This window comes from uncultured Cocleimonas sp., assembly GCF_947495625.1.
Taxonomy (GTDB): domain Bacteria; phylum Pseudomonadota; class Gammaproteobacteria; order Thiotrichales; family Thiotrichaceae; genus Cocleimonas.
This window is the reverse complement of the sequence record NZ_CANLZW010000056.1, coordinates 1-17,992: the sequence shown is the minus strand read 5'-3', so window position 1 is coordinate 17,992 and position 17,992 is coordinate 1. Positions and strand designations below refer to the sequence as shown.

13 protein-coding genes are annotated in these 17,992 nt (G+C 41.1%); 6 read left to right on the top strand and 7 right to left on the bottom strand.

Translation table 11 applies throughout. The features are described 5' to 3' along the window. Positions 1-202: 202 nt before the first annotated feature. From Q1A31_RS20345 to Q1A31_RS20325, 5 genes are all read right to left on the bottom strand, one after another. Positions 203-1,975, bottom strand: coding sequence for a hypothetical protein (locus Q1A31_RS20345; RefSeq protein ID WP_299881441.1), 1,773 nt, complete (start codon positions 1,973-1,975; stop codon positions 203-205). Beyond that, the gene (locus Q1A31_RS20340) at positions 1,962-3,464 is read right to left on the bottom strand and encodes a hypothetical protein (RefSeq protein ID WP_299881438.1); all 1,503 of its coding nucleotides are present in this window, start codon (positions 3,462-3,464) and stop codon (positions 1,962-1,964) included. Before Q1A31_RS20340 ends, Q1A31_RS20345 begins: the two co-directional genes overlap by 14 nt. A gap of 280 nt (positions 3,465-3,744) precedes the next feature. Continuing rightward, positions 3,745-5,184, bottom strand: coding sequence for a hypothetical protein (locus Q1A31_RS20335; RefSeq protein ID WP_299881435.1), 1,440 nt, complete (start codon positions 5,182-5,184; stop codon positions 3,745-3,747). A 601-nt stretch (positions 5,185-5,785) separates the two neighbouring features. After that, the gene (locus Q1A31_RS20330; RefSeq protein WP_299881433.1) at positions 5,786-7,177 is read right to left on the bottom strand and encodes a M17 family metallopeptidase; all 1,392 of its coding nucleotides are present in this window, start codon (positions 7,175-7,177) and stop codon (positions 5,786-5,788) included. Positions 7,178-7,224: 47 nt separating this feature from the next. Further along, the gene (locus Q1A31_RS20325; protein WP_299881430.1) at positions 7,225-8,094 is read right to left on the bottom strand and encodes an NUDIX hydrolase family protein; all 870 of its coding nucleotides are present in this window, start codon (positions 8,092-8,094) and stop codon (positions 7,225-7,227) included. Positions 8,095-8,395: 301 nt separating this feature from the next. On the opposite strand from Q1A31_RS20325, the gene Q1A31_RS20320 reads away from it, so the two are divergent. Together Q1A31_RS20320 and Q1A31_RS20315 are read left to right on the top strand one after the other, a co-directional pair. Beyond that, a complete protein-coding gene (locus tag Q1A31_RS20320; protein ID WP_299881427.1) occupies positions 8,396-11,203 on the top strand; it encodes an Ig-like domain-containing protein in 2,808 nt (935 codons plus the stop codon). A gap of 80 nt (positions 11,204-11,283) precedes the next feature. Continuing rightward, the gene (locus tag Q1A31_RS20315; protein ID WP_299881425.1) at positions 11,284-11,646 is read left to right on the top strand and encodes an HIT family protein; all 363 of its coding nucleotides are present in this window, start codon (positions 11,284-11,286) and stop codon (positions 11,644-11,646) included. 35 nt (positions 11,647-11,681) lie between these two features. Here the strand turns inward: Q1A31_RS20315 and Q1A31_RS20310 are convergent, their stop codons facing one another. After that, positions 11,682-12,392 carry a hypothetical protein gene (locus tag Q1A31_RS20310; RefSeq protein ID WP_299881423.1) on the bottom strand — a complete coding sequence of 237 codons (711 nt, stop codon included), beginning with the start codon at positions 12,390-12,392 and terminating at the stop codon, positions 11,682-11,684. Positions 12,393-12,634: 242 nt separating this feature from the next. On the opposite strand from Q1A31_RS20310, the gene trpD reads away from it, so the two are divergent. The 4 genes from trpD to Q1A31_RS20290 all read left to right on the top strand — a co-directional run bounded on the left by trpD (position 12,635) and on the right by Q1A31_RS20290 (position 16,236). After that, positions 12,635-13,651 carry an anthranilate phosphoribosyltransferase gene (gene trpD / locus Q1A31_RS20305; protein WP_299881420.1) on the top strand — a complete coding sequence of 339 codons (1,017 nt, stop codon included), beginning with the start codon at positions 12,635-12,637 and terminating at the stop codon, positions 13,649-13,651. A 31-nt stretch (positions 13,652-13,682) separates the two neighbouring features. Further along, on the top strand, positions 13,683-14,483 hold the full coding sequence (gene trpC, locus Q1A31_RS20300; RefSeq protein WP_299881417.1) for an indole-3-glycerol phosphate synthase TrpC: 801 nt from the start codon (positions 13,683-13,685) through the stop codon (positions 14,481-14,483). 110 nt (positions 14,484-14,593) lie between these two features. Then, a complete protein-coding gene (gene lgt, locus Q1A31_RS20295; protein WP_299881414.1) occupies positions 14,594-15,445 on the top strand; it encodes a prolipoprotein diacylglyceryl transferase in 852 nt (283 codons plus the stop codon). Next, positions 15,442-16,236, top strand: a complete 795-nt coding sequence (locus tag Q1A31_RS20290) for a thymidylate synthase (protein ID WP_299881412.1) — start codon at positions 15,442-15,444, stop codon at positions 16,234-16,236. Before lgt ends, Q1A31_RS20290 begins: the two co-directional genes overlap by 4 nt. A gap of 70 nt (positions 16,237-16,306) precedes the next feature. Here Q1A31_RS20290 and Q1A31_RS20285 read toward each other — a convergent pair whose 3' ends face one another. After that, positions 16,307-17,692: an aspartate ammonia-lyase gene (locus tag Q1A31_RS20285; RefSeq protein WP_299881410.1), complete on the bottom strand. Its 1,386-nt coding sequence runs from the start codon at positions 17,690-17,692 to the stop codon at positions 16,307-16,309. Positions 17,693-17,992 lie beyond the last annotated feature (300 nt).

Here is a 17,992-nt window from a genome sequence, read left to right as displayed (position 1 = left end):
GAAATTGGATTAGTTTACGGCAACTTACCCTTTCCTTAGATTGTTTCAAAGAATTGCATTTAGTTGTTGAATTCACCCCCCCCTACTTATACGAGTTTTTTTTAAACCTCGCCTTCGGATTTATCCTCTCCGAAAACATCTCGGCTAAGCCCTTTTTTAAACTTTCACTTGAACCGTGGCCGTGCCATTTAATAACTCAACATCAAGGCGCTGTAGCTTCAACAGTAATTATTTCACTGTCACCAATATTTAACAATGGAATGGTACACGGAAGTGCGGAACAGTTCGTACTGGAAACGTTGGTGATCGTTAAATTGGTGGGCAAATCAGTTACAACTACGTTAGTAGCATCACTCCATGAAGATGCAGAGTTGGTGACAACAATCTCGTAGCTAATTGTTTGTCCTGATGTATACGGACCCGCTGTAGTAAGTGTTTTTGTTACCGATACATCAGCCCATGTCGTAATGGTTGTCGTCGTGCTGTTATCATCCGCGGTGTTATCTTCAGTCGCTGAAGTAATACCATCAGGACCTTTAGCTGAAGGTATAGCGGTGTTGATTATATCATCACCCGCACTGATCTGTTCCCGGCTTATTGTTCGGGTCGCGGTACACGTTGCGATAGCATCAGGCGCTAAGTTAGAAATCGGGCAATTACTAAGTGTTCCTGCATCTATATTGGTATCCGCAACCGTCAGATCTGTCAAATCAACATTACCGGTATTTGTAAAGGTAAAGGTATAAGTGATGGTACCCGGCACACCGATATCTGCCGTATCTGATGTCTTTGCCATGGTGAATTCTAGCGTTTGCACAACCGGTGTTGTTACCGTGTTAGATTGGACTGATGTCGTTATTTCATCAGAAACAACCCCGGCAGTGTTTACAACTTTTCCAGCATTTGATTCATCAAGTTCAACAACATGGGTACCGGACAACACACATACAGCATTCGGTGCTACGGTCAGGCAGGTAAAGCTAGTTGGATTTAATTCTGGGTCAGAGACAATAACGTTGTTTAAAGTCATATTACCATCATTGGTGGCTGTAACCGTATACGTTATCGTATCGCCTAAGCTTATATCTGTAGAACTATCTGCATCCGTTGTTAAGGTTGCCGTTGATTTTAGAATGGAAAGGTTTGGCGCTTGTGTAATAGCTGTGACCACACTATTGTCATTGGCTGAATTATCTTCCGCAATAACCGTTGTACCATCCGGCGCATAAGCGCTACTTGTCGCTGTGTTGACCACACTGGCTGCATCTACATCCGCTTGCGTTAGAGTGTGAGTCAGTACACAGCTAGTATTATCTGTTGAGCCTGCTGCCAAACTCGCAATGGTGCATACGTTACCTGCACCAAATAACGGATCCTGTACTGCCAGATTAACTAGATCGACAGTGCCTGTATTCACAAAAGTAAACGTATAGGTAATAGTGTCGTCTTTATCTGTGATCGTCGCATTCGAGCCCAGATTCACGCTTGGTACACCTGCTGATTTACTCATGGTGTATGAAGGTACATCGTCATCATTGGTAATGGAACAAATGAGCGCCTGCCCTGTTGCAAGTATTATGTCGGCACCACTAAATGCACCACTATTTGTGACTGCTACGCTTACGCCATTCTGATCTCGGCAATCCCAGATTCCTTCGGTATACTCCCCCATATTGTTTTCACTTAGGGTATAAGTACCGAGTGTTTGAGTTATTAACTGGCTTCCACCAAGCATCGACGTAGGATTAGTCCAGGCGACTTCTGTGCCGTTGACTGAAACATCAAAACTATCCAGGGTGTTGCTACCGCCATTATCAGACACAATAGTTTTCACTACGGTCAAACTGGGTATAAAAGGTGAAATATCATCATTGGTGATGGAGCAGGTTACGGATTGTCCAAGCGCTACATCTACATCTGCCCCATCAAATGCACCACCATTAGTAACAGCTACCGGGCTGCTAGTTATTATCATCTATACAACTCCAGCTTCCTTCAGCATAGCTTGCAAAATCAATTTCACTCAAGGTATAAGTGCCTGCAGATGTCGTGACTATTTCTGAGCCGCCAGTCGTTGATGAGGGATTGCTCCATGGCACCTCGGTACCATTCACAGCAACATTAAAATCCGCCAGCGTAGCAACAACACCATCATCCGTTGTAATTGTTTTACTAATGGTTAAACGTGCAGGATTGTCATCATTGGTGATGGTACAAGTAACATCGTCACCTATAACAAGTGTAATATTTGAACCGACTAGAGTACCTCCTGTACAACTCCAGGCACTTGCGGTGTAACCCGGTATATTCGTCTCTGATAAAGCGTAAGTTCCGGGAAGTATCGTAGCCTTAGTAACCGCAGTGCTGCCTTCAATTCCACTAGCTGATGATGAACCTGCATAGCTTAAGGTGAAATTTGCATCTACAGCTGTTCCACCATTATTCGTGATCACTGTTTTTTCCAGTGTCAATTCACTCATTGCAAACGCAACATAAACGACTTGTTCATTAGTATGTCCACGGTTTGGTGCATCCGTTTCATCTACTGCAAGATCCATATTGCCAGCGGCAAGCGGGTCTGCACCATAAAGAACAGCCCAGCTACCATCACCACCATCCTCAGCATTTTGCGAAGCTATACCAAACTCGTAGTTATAAGAATTTGGCAAATTGTAAGTATGAGGTGGGTTATTCGTTACACCTGCAACAGCGTCGCCACCTAAAAGTGCAGTGTAATGAATATTATTAACTTGAGCGGTAGTCGCTGTTTGGCGCTCAAACACCATAAACCCTATCGTTTCTGAAGAGGTAGGTTCGGCCCCGGCACCTAATTTACCATTGTGTTTACCGATGCACATATTATTGGAGTTTGGTGGAGTCTGGCGACTACTACAGTTATTCGTCCAAAAAGTAGAAAATGCTGTATCGTTAGATGAAATCACCTGACCAACCACTACTGGTGAAGCATATGTACCTGTCACTAAATCTGTAGTCGCTGCATTGGTATCACGTACTGTTTCTAAGCGACTATTTTGCCAACGTCCAGAACCATTGGTTTCATCTGAAACCACGCTACGTGCTTCGAACTCAATTCCATCAACAGCGCTTGTATATCCACCTTCCTGTGCAATAATACAATGCACATCGCCGGCAGTAACGGCGCCATCAGACCCTTGTAAATAAATAGACATACCTGAATTCGTTAAGTTCTGAATACGAACCGTTGCAGGGTTTGCAGATCTGGATGGGATATTGTAGGTACAAACGGGAATGGGATTCGTGTAAGTCGTATTCTCAAATGTAACTGAGCTTGGTGAACTACCCACACCTGAAATTTTTTGTACTTCTAAATCTGGCGTAATTGCAATGGCTGATGCATTTCCACAAACTAACAGTAATCCACTGAGCAACAGTAATTTCAAAGAAATTATAATTTTATTATTTAACTGTGAAAAACTTTTCATGTTAAAACAACCCCAATGAAACAATGCCCCATTGTTCCTTGTAATAAACCGTGAATATATTTTTAAGTAAACTATCCCCATAGAAATACATAACGCACAAACGCTAGTTTAACAACAACAGGATGAACGGTAGGTGAATCTCACAGATTCATCATATATTGGTTAAATCTATGAAATCACATGGATTCTGATCTAATCAGAATTTAAGAAAAAGATGTTTTTACTCGCCAGATTTTTATAATGCGCATTGCGTAATTTACAACGAAACTCTAACAAGGAATTAAGGCACTGTTGCCTGTAATGTGATGGTTTCACTATCACCATTTAATAAACTCGCAATCGTACAATCCACTGAAGTTGTTAAACCTGATGTAGGTGAAATGGCACAGCTCGAACTCGGACCAGTTGCACTTGTGATTATTAAATTTGTAGGTAAGTCAGTAACAACGACATTTGTTGCGGTATCTGGCCCCGCATTGGATACTGTAATTGTATAGTTGACTGTTTGTCCGGAAGTATAGGGCCCTGATGTTACTAATGTTTTAGTCACAGATAAGTCGGCTGATTGAGGTATATCGTCATTGGTGATAGTGCAAGTGGCATTCTGACCCAGTACCAAGGTAATTCTTCCATCGGCAGCACAATCTCCTCCCCAACTACCAGCGGTATAACCTGCCAAGCTGCTTTCGCTAGCGATATGTGGCCCTGCACTTAAAGTGACTGCAGTATTCCAACTGGTTGCGATAGAATCAATGCTGGGGGTGAAATCTGTTGCAATAGCGCTGCCACCGTTATCGTTGACTACAGTTTTGATTAGGGTGAGAGTTGGGTTAAGGGGGACAACTATTATTGACTGATCCGGTATTTGAAAACCTGCAATACCTAGCCCTTCTGAGGCACCATTATTGTTAGTAGTGTGATCATCATCACCGACATGAATGATAACTCTACCAATAGCATCATCCGACTTCACAGCTATAAATGATGTGGTGCTATTACCCCAGCTACCTGAAGGATTAGCAGCCGCACCTGTTGGAGCACCCAAGGGATCAGCTGAGTCATAGTCGACACCGTTTAATACTGTGCCTGTGTATTGTATGGGTGTATCTGAAAGCAATGCTCCTGAAGTGTTATAGACGATCACTCTACCCGCAGTACCATTATTTAGGCGTGATTCAAGATCTCCTACATAGATACCAAATTCATTTATGCTGGTGCTACTATTTGAAAAATCCAGACGGATTGCATTTAAACCAGGCGCTGAAAAACCAGTTGATAACCTGTACTCAAATGTATAAGGATTAGGTGCGCTGGATTGAATATCATCTGAAGTATTGAGCGTTACGGAACCTGTATTAACAGGTATAAATACGATTGATGTCGGAATTCCAGGACCTGTAGTATTTATATAACCTACTTGCCAATCCACCTGATAAGGGTTTGCTATTGAATCAGTAAAGTTTTTAGTACCTGCATGGGGTAAACCCGCACCGGTTGTATTAAATAAGTCTGGTCGAAACGCTCCGTAAGGTAGTGAACTCCCCCATGCATCATCCAGTGAAGCTGCTGCTGCAATTCCCGTTATACTCTTGCGATAAGCCTCATCATAAATCGTGACCGATGTTGCTGAGTATACAGGCGTACCAAATGTGATCAGCAGAAATAAAGAAGCACGAAATACTGCTAGTATTTGCTGACAGCAGTTTTGATTTGAAAGCACTATAATATGATATGCCTTGTTCTTTATTAAATTGTAAGCAGCCATAAATAAAATTGTTTAACGACTAAATCGATTACGCTGACAACTCCCCACAGCAATGAAAATATATCTCATTAACCAAACCAACTAGCAATTTTAAGCATCTGTCTCATGACTAAGTTTAATCATCATAATAAACACTTATGGCTTAACGGGCAGTTAACATTGCATAACACGCTTAATTAGCAGTTAACTGAGCATTAATTTTTTAAACTATCACTGACATGTATCTGAAGATATTTACTCTACTTTGATAAGGTATTTTGCACCTTAATATAATCAAAAAGCTAAATAATGATTTTAGATTCATAAGGACCAAAGCACACAAACAGTCAAGAAATGGAAAATCAAATACCTTAGCTGTTTTTAATGTGAAACCTTTTTTATTGTTACGCAGCTATTAATATATATGTGCTAGATTTTAACTAAGTATTAAAGAATACGAACGATTTATACACCCCCCTACTTATAGAGGCTTTTTATCACAAAAAGCCTCTATAAGTAGGGGGGTGTATTTAGAATTTATTTAGAATGTATTGAGAGCGTAATAAGTCGAAATACGTTAAGAATATCGACTTTCCAAATAAGTAAATGTTGCCAATAACCCCATCGCTTCACCACCTTTTGGTCTTCCTACGCGATCTCGTGTGTTATACGCCATCACATCAAAATGTGCCCACTGAGTTCCTTCAGTAACAAATTCATTGAGATACAACGCTGCGGTAATCGCACCCCCGTAACCTTCTGATGAGCTATTCACCATATCGGCGACTGCACTTTCTAATTGATAACGATAACCTTGGTGTAAAGGTAACGGCCATAGTAACTCGCCGGATTCTTTCGAGGCTTTTTGTAAATCAGTAATGACTGAATCGGTGTTACTGAAGAGTGCCGGAATTTCTGTGCCTACGGCAACACGAGCAGCGCCAGTCAGGGTGGCGAAATCGATGATTAAGTCTGGCGTTTGTTCGCATGCCAGGGCTAATGCATCACACAATACAACGCGACCTTCAGCATCGGTATTATCTATTTCGACGGTTTTATGTGCGCGGGTATCAATGATATCTCCTGGGCGATAAGCGTCTCCTGAAACTGCATTATCCACCGATGGAATCAGTACTTGAAGACGAACAGGTAGATTGCTGCTCATAATCAAATGCGCCAGACCTAACACATGTGCTGCACCACCCATGTCTTTTTTCATATTGCGCATAAACTTGGATGGTTTTAAATCTAGGCCACCTGTATCGAAACAAACGCCTTTACCCACCAAACTAAGTACTGGGTTTTTCTCATCACCCCAATTCATTTGCAAAAGTCTTGGTGCGTGATCGCTGGCGCGACCTACCGCATGAATCGCAGGGAAGTTTTCTTCCAGTAAATCATCACCAACTACTTCGCTAAAGGTGGCATCGTGTTGTTCGGCTAACTCTTGAACTAGCGAAGACATATCTTCAGGCATCATGTGGTTTGCAGGTGTATTGACCATATCTCTAACGAGTGTGAATGCATCAACAAAGGCATTCACTTCATCAAGCTGTTGCTCTTCAATGCGTAATACGGCTTTTTCTTTAGGCTCCAGGAAATCGGCTTTAAAGAAATCGAAACTGTAATCGCCCAGTCCCCAGCCGATAGTGGCTTTCAATTTCTCAGCCTCTGACCAGTTCGTTTCCAGATGGTATTGACCCGCAGGCAAATTCTTTGGTAAACCAGCTATTGACCACATCAATAATTCAGGTTTACTTGTGATGTTTTCTTCGACACCGACAAATACCATTGATAGTGCGCCATTTGCATCCGGCACGACACAGAACTGATCTGGCTTAGCCTCGAAACCGTTACTTGCAACCCATTTTGATACGTTTTCTGGGTACTGTTTTAACTTGGCTTCAAGTTCACTGCTAGACACAGGATTCAAAGGAATACTGTGGTTATTCTCGGTGGTATAGCTCATAAATTTCTCAATTTGTGTTCGTTAATAATCTTTTCTAAAAAGACAGGTTACAGTGCCGCTGGGGCATACAGTAATTGTGTGATTTCATTATAGTCTGGGTGGCTTTCGCTTATCAAACCTCGTCTGATTAATAAATCAATATTGACCAGGTTACAATTAGCTTTGAAGTCATTGCTTGTATCAGTGATATCTGCCATTTCTTCTAGTGACATCAAGATAAACTCATCAACTTCGCCATCGGTATTGACGGGTGTAAAATCGTCGGGCAGCCATAAATCGTAATTAAATAATGTATCGACATTTAACCCTCTGTTCTTTTCGCTATGCGTTTCACCCCGATAATGAATTTCGCTCATTAATTCGGCTTTCGCTGAAATAGATTCTGGGATTGCCGCTTCTTCTGCCGACTCTTTGATGACGTTCTCAATCAAGCTTATTCCAGCAGGCTGACCACCTGCCACGATCTGATCAAGACTTCCGGGCCAGAACGGTTTATCTTTGGCGCGTTTTGCAATCCAGATGTACACACCGTCATTTTTTTCGACCAGACCGTTGATATGTACCCCGTAACCTCGTGCACCAAAGTAGCTGACGGATGCTCTTTCAATTAGCAACGCAGGCTCATCACCGAAGTGATTGGTAATGGCATAAAGCTCATTCACCCAGGTATCAATAACACCCTCTTTGTGGAGTTGTTCCAACACAGGTTTTATTGCAGCACTACGCTCTTCACAGGTGCTCAATGCAGGATTAATCGTTAGGCAATCCGATTCCATAGCGAAAACCTTGTCATAGGCTTTTAGCTGTTCGACAAACTCTTTTTTTGCCCACCCGTATTGAATACCGTTCACAAGAAATGGCATGTAATTCAGTGGATTATAATGATTACACTGCTTGATATGGTCGAGAAAACTCATTCTATTTACTATCGCCTACTTAGTCTTATCTATTAAACGCAAGACTCTGGAAAAAGCTGATAATAGAGCGATGTCTGCAACGATGCAATTTGTAATCTATCTCAGCATATAATCATTAATGGGCTTACATACTAGGCTGGCAAACCACAATTGCATAAAATCCTTACATCCAACGAATACAACCCTTTATCTTTAGTTTAGAGTGATTCAAAAACTCTGTTCTTTATTCCCTCTATACTTCTTCCGCTTGAATCTATCAATGGTTCAAACACTTTATATTTCATACTGAAAGGACTCACTGATGAAACTGAATGGATTTCTATCTATCGTTTTTGCTGCATCATTATCTATTATTTTAAGTGCGTGTGGCGGAGGTGGAAGCTCTTCATCTACTACATCTGACTCGACCAATAATTCTAGTACGAATAACACTACCGATGTGGTCATTAGTGAGGCACCCTCAGTCACCTCATTGCCAAGAATAGTGAATATCACTAACTGGAAAAGTTCGCCATCACCAACACCTCAAAGCGATACAGATTTAGATGTAGAAGTGGTTGGAAATGAACTACTCATTACCATTCAGTCTGACAATTTAAGCCATGGTGATCATGTTCAAATTTATCTGGATACTGATAATACAGCAGCAACAGGCTTTCAGTTCGAAAACCAGGCATGGTCACAAAGTGGTGTTGATTACATTATAGAAGATGGTGACCTCTTCAAATCAACAGCTAGCGATACCACCTGGAGTTGGAATACTAATGTCGGTGATATTACCTATGCAGTTAGTCTTGATAAATTAAAGATCAATATCGATATCGCCCTACTCGGCGAAATCTGTAACAACGTAAATGTCGGAGTAATGACTCGCGATAATGATTGGAATATAGCAACCTTCTACCCAATCTCTGCAAAGATGCAGGCATTCACTTTATCTTACTGTTCAACAACAGTTGTCGATACTGAAGCCCCAGTGTTAACGCTAACTGGAGCAAATCCTTTATCACTCGAAGTAGGTTCTATTTATAACGAACTAGGTGCAACTGCTGTCGATCATGTCGACGGTGACATCAGTACAGCTATTGTTATTAAATCAAATGTAAACACTGCTGTTGCGGGTAGTTACACTGTTAACTATAGCGTTAAAGATAATGCCGGTAATAAAGCATCAAAAACCCGAAAAGTTGAAATCACAGCAGTTACTCCTGAAGGCATTACTATTGATGGAAATGCTTCAGATTGGATAAACATACCGACGTTAATGAGCTCATCAAATGGCATCATGAAGGTCACTGATGATGCGGATAAAATATATTTTATGGTTAATGCTGACAACCTCAACAAAAACACTCAAATTTTTATGGATACAGATAATAAATCCAACACTGGTTTTGATCTAGCTGCATACATGCCTAACTGGCAAGCAGGTGCAGATTATATGATAGAGAACAGTTTGCTCGATAAATCCACTAGTAACTCGCCACAATGGGCATGGGATTATGGAGTGAATAACATAGAGTTTTCTAAAGTAGGAAACATCCTTGAGATTGCTATTAAAAAATCTGATTTTGAATACCTCGGAAATATAATCCCTATGTCATTTATGAGCCGAGACGAAAACTGGAATGAGGTTTATAGAATCCCAGAACAAGCAATGCCGATTTACACCTTATTATTCCCAACTAACTCTAACCAAGTAAGTGCAAATAATGACGCTATAACAGTTGCCAATTCAGGAACTATTAATATTGATGTTTTAGCCAATGATTTATCGTATACAAATAGTGCGCTAAAAATTCGTGCAATAGAAAATGGTCCTAATCATGGAACCGTGAATATTGTTTCAAATAAAATTAAATATACAGCAACTTCTGGCTATACAGGATCTGACTCATTTACCTATTCTATAACTGACTCAGCTACTGGAAGTTATCAAGATACTGCAACAGTCACTATTGAGGTTTCTGCTCCAACAAACACCGCTCCTATTGCAAATAATGATTCAGCGAGCGTTCCTTACAATACTCAGATAGCCATAGATGTAATAGACAATGACAGTGACGCCGACGGTGATACTTTAAAAATTACTGGTATTGGAGAAGCTGGAAATGGTCAAGCTGTTATTTCTGGTGAAAATATTATTTATACTCCAGACACAGGATTCTCTGGTCCTGATTCCGTATCTTATGAAATCAATGATGGCAAAGGTGGTACAGCATCAGCGACATTAAATATAAAAGTTCTGGAACGACCAAATACTGTACCTGATGCTAGAAATGATTCTGCATCAACGGTAGGAACTACGCCAAAGAATATTACAGTACTAGCAAATGATACTGACCCTGAGGGAGATACACTTACTGTTACTAATGTCACAATTCCTTCAAACGGGACAGCAACATTAAACACTACTACCAAAAAGATTAGATATATTGCCAAAAATGGTTTTTCTGGTACTGATAAATTCAAATATACAATCAGTGATGGATATGGCGGCACAGATACAGCTACGGTAACAGTTACCGTTACGCCACCACCACCTAACAATGCACCCGATGCTGTTGAAGATAGTGCTGGAGTAGATTTCGATAAGACTAAAACAGTAAATGTTTTGGCTAATGATACCGATCCTGATGGTGATACCCTATCGGTAGTTTCGATTGTTCAACCTCCATTAGGATTCGCTGTTTTAAATAATGACGGTACGATATTTTTTGATCCTCAGAGTAATGTTGGAAGTATTACAGTTACATACACGATTAGTGACGGACGTGGTGGCTCTGATACCGCGACTTTAACATTCTCAAGCACAGACCCTAACGATGGTAATGATTCTTATCCAGAAATTTACAATGAAGTTGTTAGTACACCTAAAAACACGCCAATCTTTATCGATGTATTAGCCAATGATAGTGATGCCGATGGTGATGTACTGATTCTTGATCAAGTTGACCAAGGTCAGAATGGAACAACGACTAAAGTAAACGGTGGAGTCTTATATACTCCTAATCCTGGATTCACAGGTACCAATATTTTCTATTACGGTGTTCACGATGGTCACGGACATAATGGCTCGGGTAATGTGACTGTAACAGTTACTCCGTAACTAAAAGTTTGAGTCATAACTTAGCAAAAAGCCAAGGAATCTCCTTGGCTTTTTTTTTGAAAGCATGTTTAACTTAAAGAATGAACATTTATGAAAATAAACATATTCGTATCGAAGTAGAAGACTCTGAGATTCCGTGGCTTAAAATATTTGCCCAAGAAAAATGCAAAGAAATGACGGATTGTAATCAGGAAACCAAGCAACAAATTTGGATGTTGCTTGATCTTATTGAGCGAGAAATGCTTGATTACTTTAAGCCTGAAAAAATCAACATTGCGTCATTCGCGAATTATGTACCACAAGTACATTGGCACATTATGGCGCGCTTTAAAGAAGATAGTTATTTTCCAGAACCAATGTGGGGCAAGAAACAGCGAGAAGCTGATTTAAGTTTTCCTGATATGGATATATTTTTAAAGCAATTGAAACAAAGACTCTCTTAAAAATTTTTATTTCTGTCTCTGTTTTGATTTAAAGATTATTTTGAAGCTAACTGCTCTTTCAAATAAGTCATATAACCTTCCATAAATACAAAATTCTCAGCCGCCTGTTTTACATCCTGGCCTTCAGCGTCTAACTTATTCAATAAGTTCTCACTTTGAGTTAGTAGAAAACTCATCTGCTCTTCATCGAACAGCTGCGTAGCTAAAGCTAAATCATCTTTTTCGGCAGATAATAATGTAGGCACTAGATCATCATTCTCAATCGGTGATTCAGGGTCGAGAATATCAGCAACCAGTTTCGATTCGAGAAATGCAAAGTTTGCTTCACGTGCCGCCTCTTCCTGATCTAACTCCTGCAATGCTTTTGCATCATTTCCAGCGCCTTTACGAACTGACTGCATGATTACTGTCAGTAACTTTTTTATAGATTCCTGTACTTTGACCTGATCATCAGCAACGCTTACTGAGGCTGCATACAGTTTATCCAGACCATCCTTCACTTCAAGAATCACTTCGCTATCTTCGTTAGGTTTAAGCGCAATTGCTTTGGTCATTAGATCACGAAAATCAGACATAAACTGCTGCAAGATGTCATGATCTTTTTTCTGATTTTCTTGCAATGAGTCACTATCAACTTCTGTTTGTCGCGCTCCAAATAAGACGTTATTACTACGACGAATTAAATGACGCTCGTGTGCACCAGGATTTTCGCTTGGATAAAATATGCCGTCAATTTTGTCTTCCATTAATTGTTCTCATTGGAGTTTGTAGTAGAAGCGTAATGCTAACATGATCTTGGCGTATAATGAGTATCACTATTGGGGCATTCTGTTACTTAAAGTCACCCCCCTACTTTCAAGGCCTTTTTATTTGACTGAAAGTTCAAGTTATTGCCCTAACATCTGAAAAACTTCCATGTTAATATTCTCTGCCATCCAAAACGTAGAATTTACGTAAAAAGCAACGAATAACTAATGACAGTACAGACATGAATATCCAATCAGCAATTAACAAAGCGATAGAAAGAGAAAACCTCAGCATTGATGAGATGACAGATGTCATGCACCAGATAATGACAGGTCAGGCAACCGATGCTCAAATAGGCGGATTTCTTATCGCGATGCGCATGAAAGGTGAAACCGTTGAAGAAATTGCAGCGGCAGCAAAAGTGATGAGATCACTCGCTACACCGGTAAATCTAGATAAAGATAAACTTGTTGAAATCGTCGGTACAGGCGGAGATGGTAGTAGCACTTTCAATATTTCAACCGCTAGTTGTCTGGTTGTTGCGGCGGCTGGTGCTCGTGTTGCCAAACATGGTAATCGATCTGTTTCCAGTAGCTCTGGTGCTGCAGATTTACTCGAGGCTGCTGGTGTAAACCTTGAAATAAGTGCAGATCAGGTAAAGCAATGTGTCGATGATATTGGCGTCGGTTTTATGTTTGCACCCAAACACCACAGCGCAATGAAACATGCTATTGGGCCGCGTAAAGAAATGGGCACACGCACCTTATTTAACTTACTCGGTCCTTTGACCAGTCCTGCTGAAACACCCAATCAAGTGCTGGGAGTTTTCAGTAAACAGTGGGTAAGACCCGTTGCCGAAGTACTCCTGCAATTAGGTTCGAATCATGTGATGGTAGTGCATGGCAAAGATGGGATGGATGAGATCAGTATTTCTACTGAAACCTATGTTGCCGAGCTTAAAGATGGCGAGATTACAGAGTACTCAATCAAACCTGAAGACTTTGGTTTAAAGCAAAGCCCTATTAGCCATATCCGCGTCAAGAATGCCAAAGAAAGTCTGGAAATGGTCAATTCGGTTTTGAACAATGATAATAGTCCAGCGAGAGATATTGTTGCCTTGAATGCAGGTGCGGCTATCTATGTTGCCGGCTTGACCGCTTCCCACAAGGCAGGTGTTGAACGTGCTTTAGAAGTGATTGAATCTGGCGCAGCTCGCCAGAAATTACTCGACCTTATCCACGAAACTAACTCGTTCTAGCCGTTGCTAGCGATACTGGAATTTAAACACCATGGAAAGTAACACCCCTGACATTCTAAAGAAGATTATTCTTCGTAAAGAACAAGAAATAGCTGAACGCCTTCAAATAAATAGTTTGGACGACGTTATCAAACGTGTTGAAAACGCTTCATCCGTGCGTGGTTTCGTCAACTCAATGCAACAGCGTATTGCCAATGGTGATGCTGCCGTAATTGCTGAAGTTAAAAAAGCCTCGCCAAGCAAAGGCGTGATCCGCGAACATTTTATACCTGCTGAAATTGCCAAAAGTTATGAGAACGGTGGCGCAAGCTGTTTATCTGTTCTTACTGATATCGACTTTTTCCAAGGCAGTGATGAATATTTACAACAAGCTAGAGCAGCTTGTGCGTTACCGGTGATTCGTAAAGATTTTATGGTAGACCCTTATCAGGTTTACGAAGCACGCGCGATGGGGGCAGATTGTATACTGCTGATTGTTGCTGTATTAAGCGATGAAAAAATGTCATCGTTGTATCTCTTGGCGCGCGAACTCGGCATGGATGTATTGATTGAAGTCCACGATGAAGAAGAACTGATGCGTTCATTACCGCTAGACGCAACCTTGGTCGGCATCAATAATCGTAATCTGCGAAATTTCGAAACCTCTCTAGATACCACTCTAAACCTGCTTGATAAAATTCCTGAAGACCGCATTGTGGTGACAGAAAGTGGTATACATACTGCCGAGCATGTGAAATTGATGCGTGATCATCAGGTGAATGCATTTCTTGTTGGTGAAGCTTTCATGCGTGCAGATGAGCCTGGTGAAGAGCTAAAGAAATTATTCTTTTAGTTACTTGTAATCATTTTTAATCGCTTCCAAGCTTAAAGCGAAAAAAAATATCCAAACGTAACAACAATACGTATTCATAACCCTTAACAATGATTTGGTAAATTTTACCCATGTTCACCTATCCTGAAATTGATCCTATTCTTATCCATTTCACCGAAACCACCGGAGTACGATGGTACGGTTTGATGTATGTTATCGGTTTTCTCGCTTTTCTTTTTTTAGGAAAGATCAGAGCCAGACGTCCACATAGTCCAGTTAAACCGGAGCAAGTTGACGACATCATGTTTTACGGCGCAATTGGCGTCATCGCTGGCGGCAGAATTGGTGAGATGTTCTTTTATCAATTTTCAGAATTGATAGCTGACCCGATGAAGCTGTTCCGTTTATGGGAACCCGGCATGAGTTTCCATGGTGGCTTAATAGGCGTTTTAATCGCCATGTTGATACTTGCCAGAAAATGGAATCTACGCTTTCTACAACTCGGTGACTTTATCGCGCCAATGGTACCCATTGGTTTAGGTGCAGGTAGAATGGGGAACTTCATTAATGGCGAACTATGGGGACGCCCTACTGATGTTCCGTGGGGAATGGTTTTCCCGCATGTTGATGCCCAAGCCCGACACGCCTCACAACTCTACGAGTTTATAGGCGAAGGTGTTTTGTTATTTCTTATTCTGTGGTTCTTCTCGAAAAAACCGCGTCCGCTGGGTGCAGTCTCAGGACTTTTCCTTCTGGGTTATGGTATTGCCCGTTCTACCGTAGAATTTTTCAGAGTCCCCGATAATAGTGATTTCCTCGGGATTGAGTGGCTCACACAGGGCCAACTATTATCCATACCGATGATCATTGCCGGTATCGGATTACTCGTTTGGGCCTATAAAAGTAATAATTCTGACATCAGCAATTGCACTACCAAAAAAGTTGCCAATAAAGCCAAATCAAAAAAGGGAGCCAAGGCATGAAACAATACCTTGATTTAATGCGTCACGTTTATGAAAACGGCACAGTAAAAGAAGACCGCACAGGTACTGGTACCAAGTCTGTTTTTGGCTATCAGGCACGTTACGATTTATCAGAAGGTTTTCCTCTTGTTACCACCAAAAAATGTCATCTGGGTTCGATCATCCATGAACTATTATGGTTCTTAAAAGGTGATACCAATATCAAATACCTCAAAGACAACGGTGTGCGTATCTGGGATGAATGGGCTGATGAAGATGGAAACCTGGGACCAGTTTACGGCTCTCAATGGCGCTCATGGCCAACACCGTCGGGTGATCATATTGATCAGATTTCAATGATTATTGATCAAATCAAAAATACACCAGATTCGCGTCGTATTATTGTTAGCGCATGGAATGTTGCAGACGTTGAGCACATGGCGCTTCCACCTTGTCATGCATTCTTCCAGTTTTATGTGGCAAACGGCAAACTTTCTTGTCAACTATATCAACGTAGTGCCGATATCTTCCTTGGCGTGCCTTTTAATATTGCTTCTTATGCACTATTAACCATGATGGTTGCGCAGGTTACCGGACTTGAAGCGGGTGATTTTATTCATACGCTGGGCGATGCGCATTTGTATTCTAATCACATGGAACAGGCCGAATTACAATTAAGTCGTGATCCACTGCCACTCCCTACTATGAAAATTAATCCTGACGTGGATTCTATTTTCGATTTCAAATTCGAAGATTTTGAATTACAGAATTATGAAGCGCATCCTCATATAAAAGGGGTGGTTGCTGTTTAGCAAACACCCCCCCCTACTTAAAGGCGTTTTTTAGAATGTAGGGATAGAGTCTTTACATTTAAAGAGCTGTTTAATCCAGCTCTGTTGATTCCTTTATCAACGCATCATAGTCTTCACTACTCATCAAATTGCGTTCCAGTATTAACTCTCGAATAGTGCGTTTCGCCGTTAATGCTTCGACCGCTATTTCAGATGAAATCTCATAACCCAGCTGTGGATTTAAAAGCGTAACCAAGGTGATGCTCTTTTCCAGATTTTTCTGACAATGCTCGATATTCGGCGTGATACCAGAAACACATCGATCTCCCAGAATGCGCATCGCACGTTTCATAATGTCGATCGATTGAAATAGATTGGCAACCATCACAGGCTCGAAAGCATTCAATTGTAATTGCCCACCTTCACACGCCATCATTACGGTCAGGTCATTTCCCATTACCTGAAAAGCCACTTGATTCACCATTTCTGGAATTACTGGATTTACCTTACCCGGCATGATCGATGAACCGGCTTGTACAGGTGGTAAATTAATTTCGCCGATACCAGCCCGAGGACCACAAGACAGCAAACGTAAATCATTACAGATTTTTGATAGCTTGGTCGCAGTACGACGCAACACGCCAGACCATGTAAGATAAATACCAGTATCAGACGTCGCTTCGATTGGATTTGCAGCAGGTGTCACCGAAAATCCGCTGATCTCCGCTAAGTGTTTACAAGCCACAGCGGCAAAACCTTTTGGCGCATTTACACCTGTGCCTATGGCTGTTCCACCAAGCCCTACTTCGCCGAGTAACCCTTCTAAATCGCGAAAGCGTTGCTTCTCTTCGCTCAAGGTATCGGCAAACGCCTGAAACTCTTGCCCCAAGGTCATGGGAACCGCATCTTGTAACTGGGTTCTACCAATTTTATAGATCGATTTAAATAATTCAGCACGATCTTTGAAATGGCCAATCAACTGCTCAAGAGCAGCCAGTAAATCCGCATGACTTAATAGCAGTCCAACACGGAAAGCCGTTGGATAAACATCATTGGTTGATTGGGATAAATTCACATGGTCATTAGGGTGTAGATTTTTATAGCTTCCTTTTTCATGACCAAGTATTTCCAGCGCACGATTGGCGATGACTTCATTCGCATTCATATTAGTCGAGGTGCCTGCACCACCCTGAATCAAATCGACAACAAAGTGTTCATGCAATTTACCATCAATGATTTCATCACAAGCCTGATCAATCGCGCCAGCAATTTCCTTAGAGATTAAACCAAATTCTACATTAGCTGCCAGTGTTGCTTTCTTCACCATCGCTAACGCAATAATAATACGCGGGAAATGGTTAATTTGAACCCCGGTAATGGTGAAATTTTCCAGTGCCCGAGCGGTATGTACGCCATAGTAAGCGTCTTTGGGAATATCTAAACTACCAAGGAAATCTTTTTCTGTACGTATTGCCATAGCAACCTCTTAGTTAATGTATGAAAGGCTTTGTGAACATAAAAAATTAACAGCCTGTGATTTAACTTTATAGACCAAACATTCAATGTATTTATTAAATAATAGTTAAATTTTCACTTTAAAACCCAAATTAAAAAATAAAGATTAATCATCAAAAGGTTTCTGTGGCAATAGTGCCCTGACAAAAACAACCTAATTCTGGCTAAGTAAAAAAACTGCCTATAAGTAGGGGGGTGACCAATGCCGTTGAATTAAGACTATAAGCCATTGATAGACATAGTATACTACCTTTCTTATTAC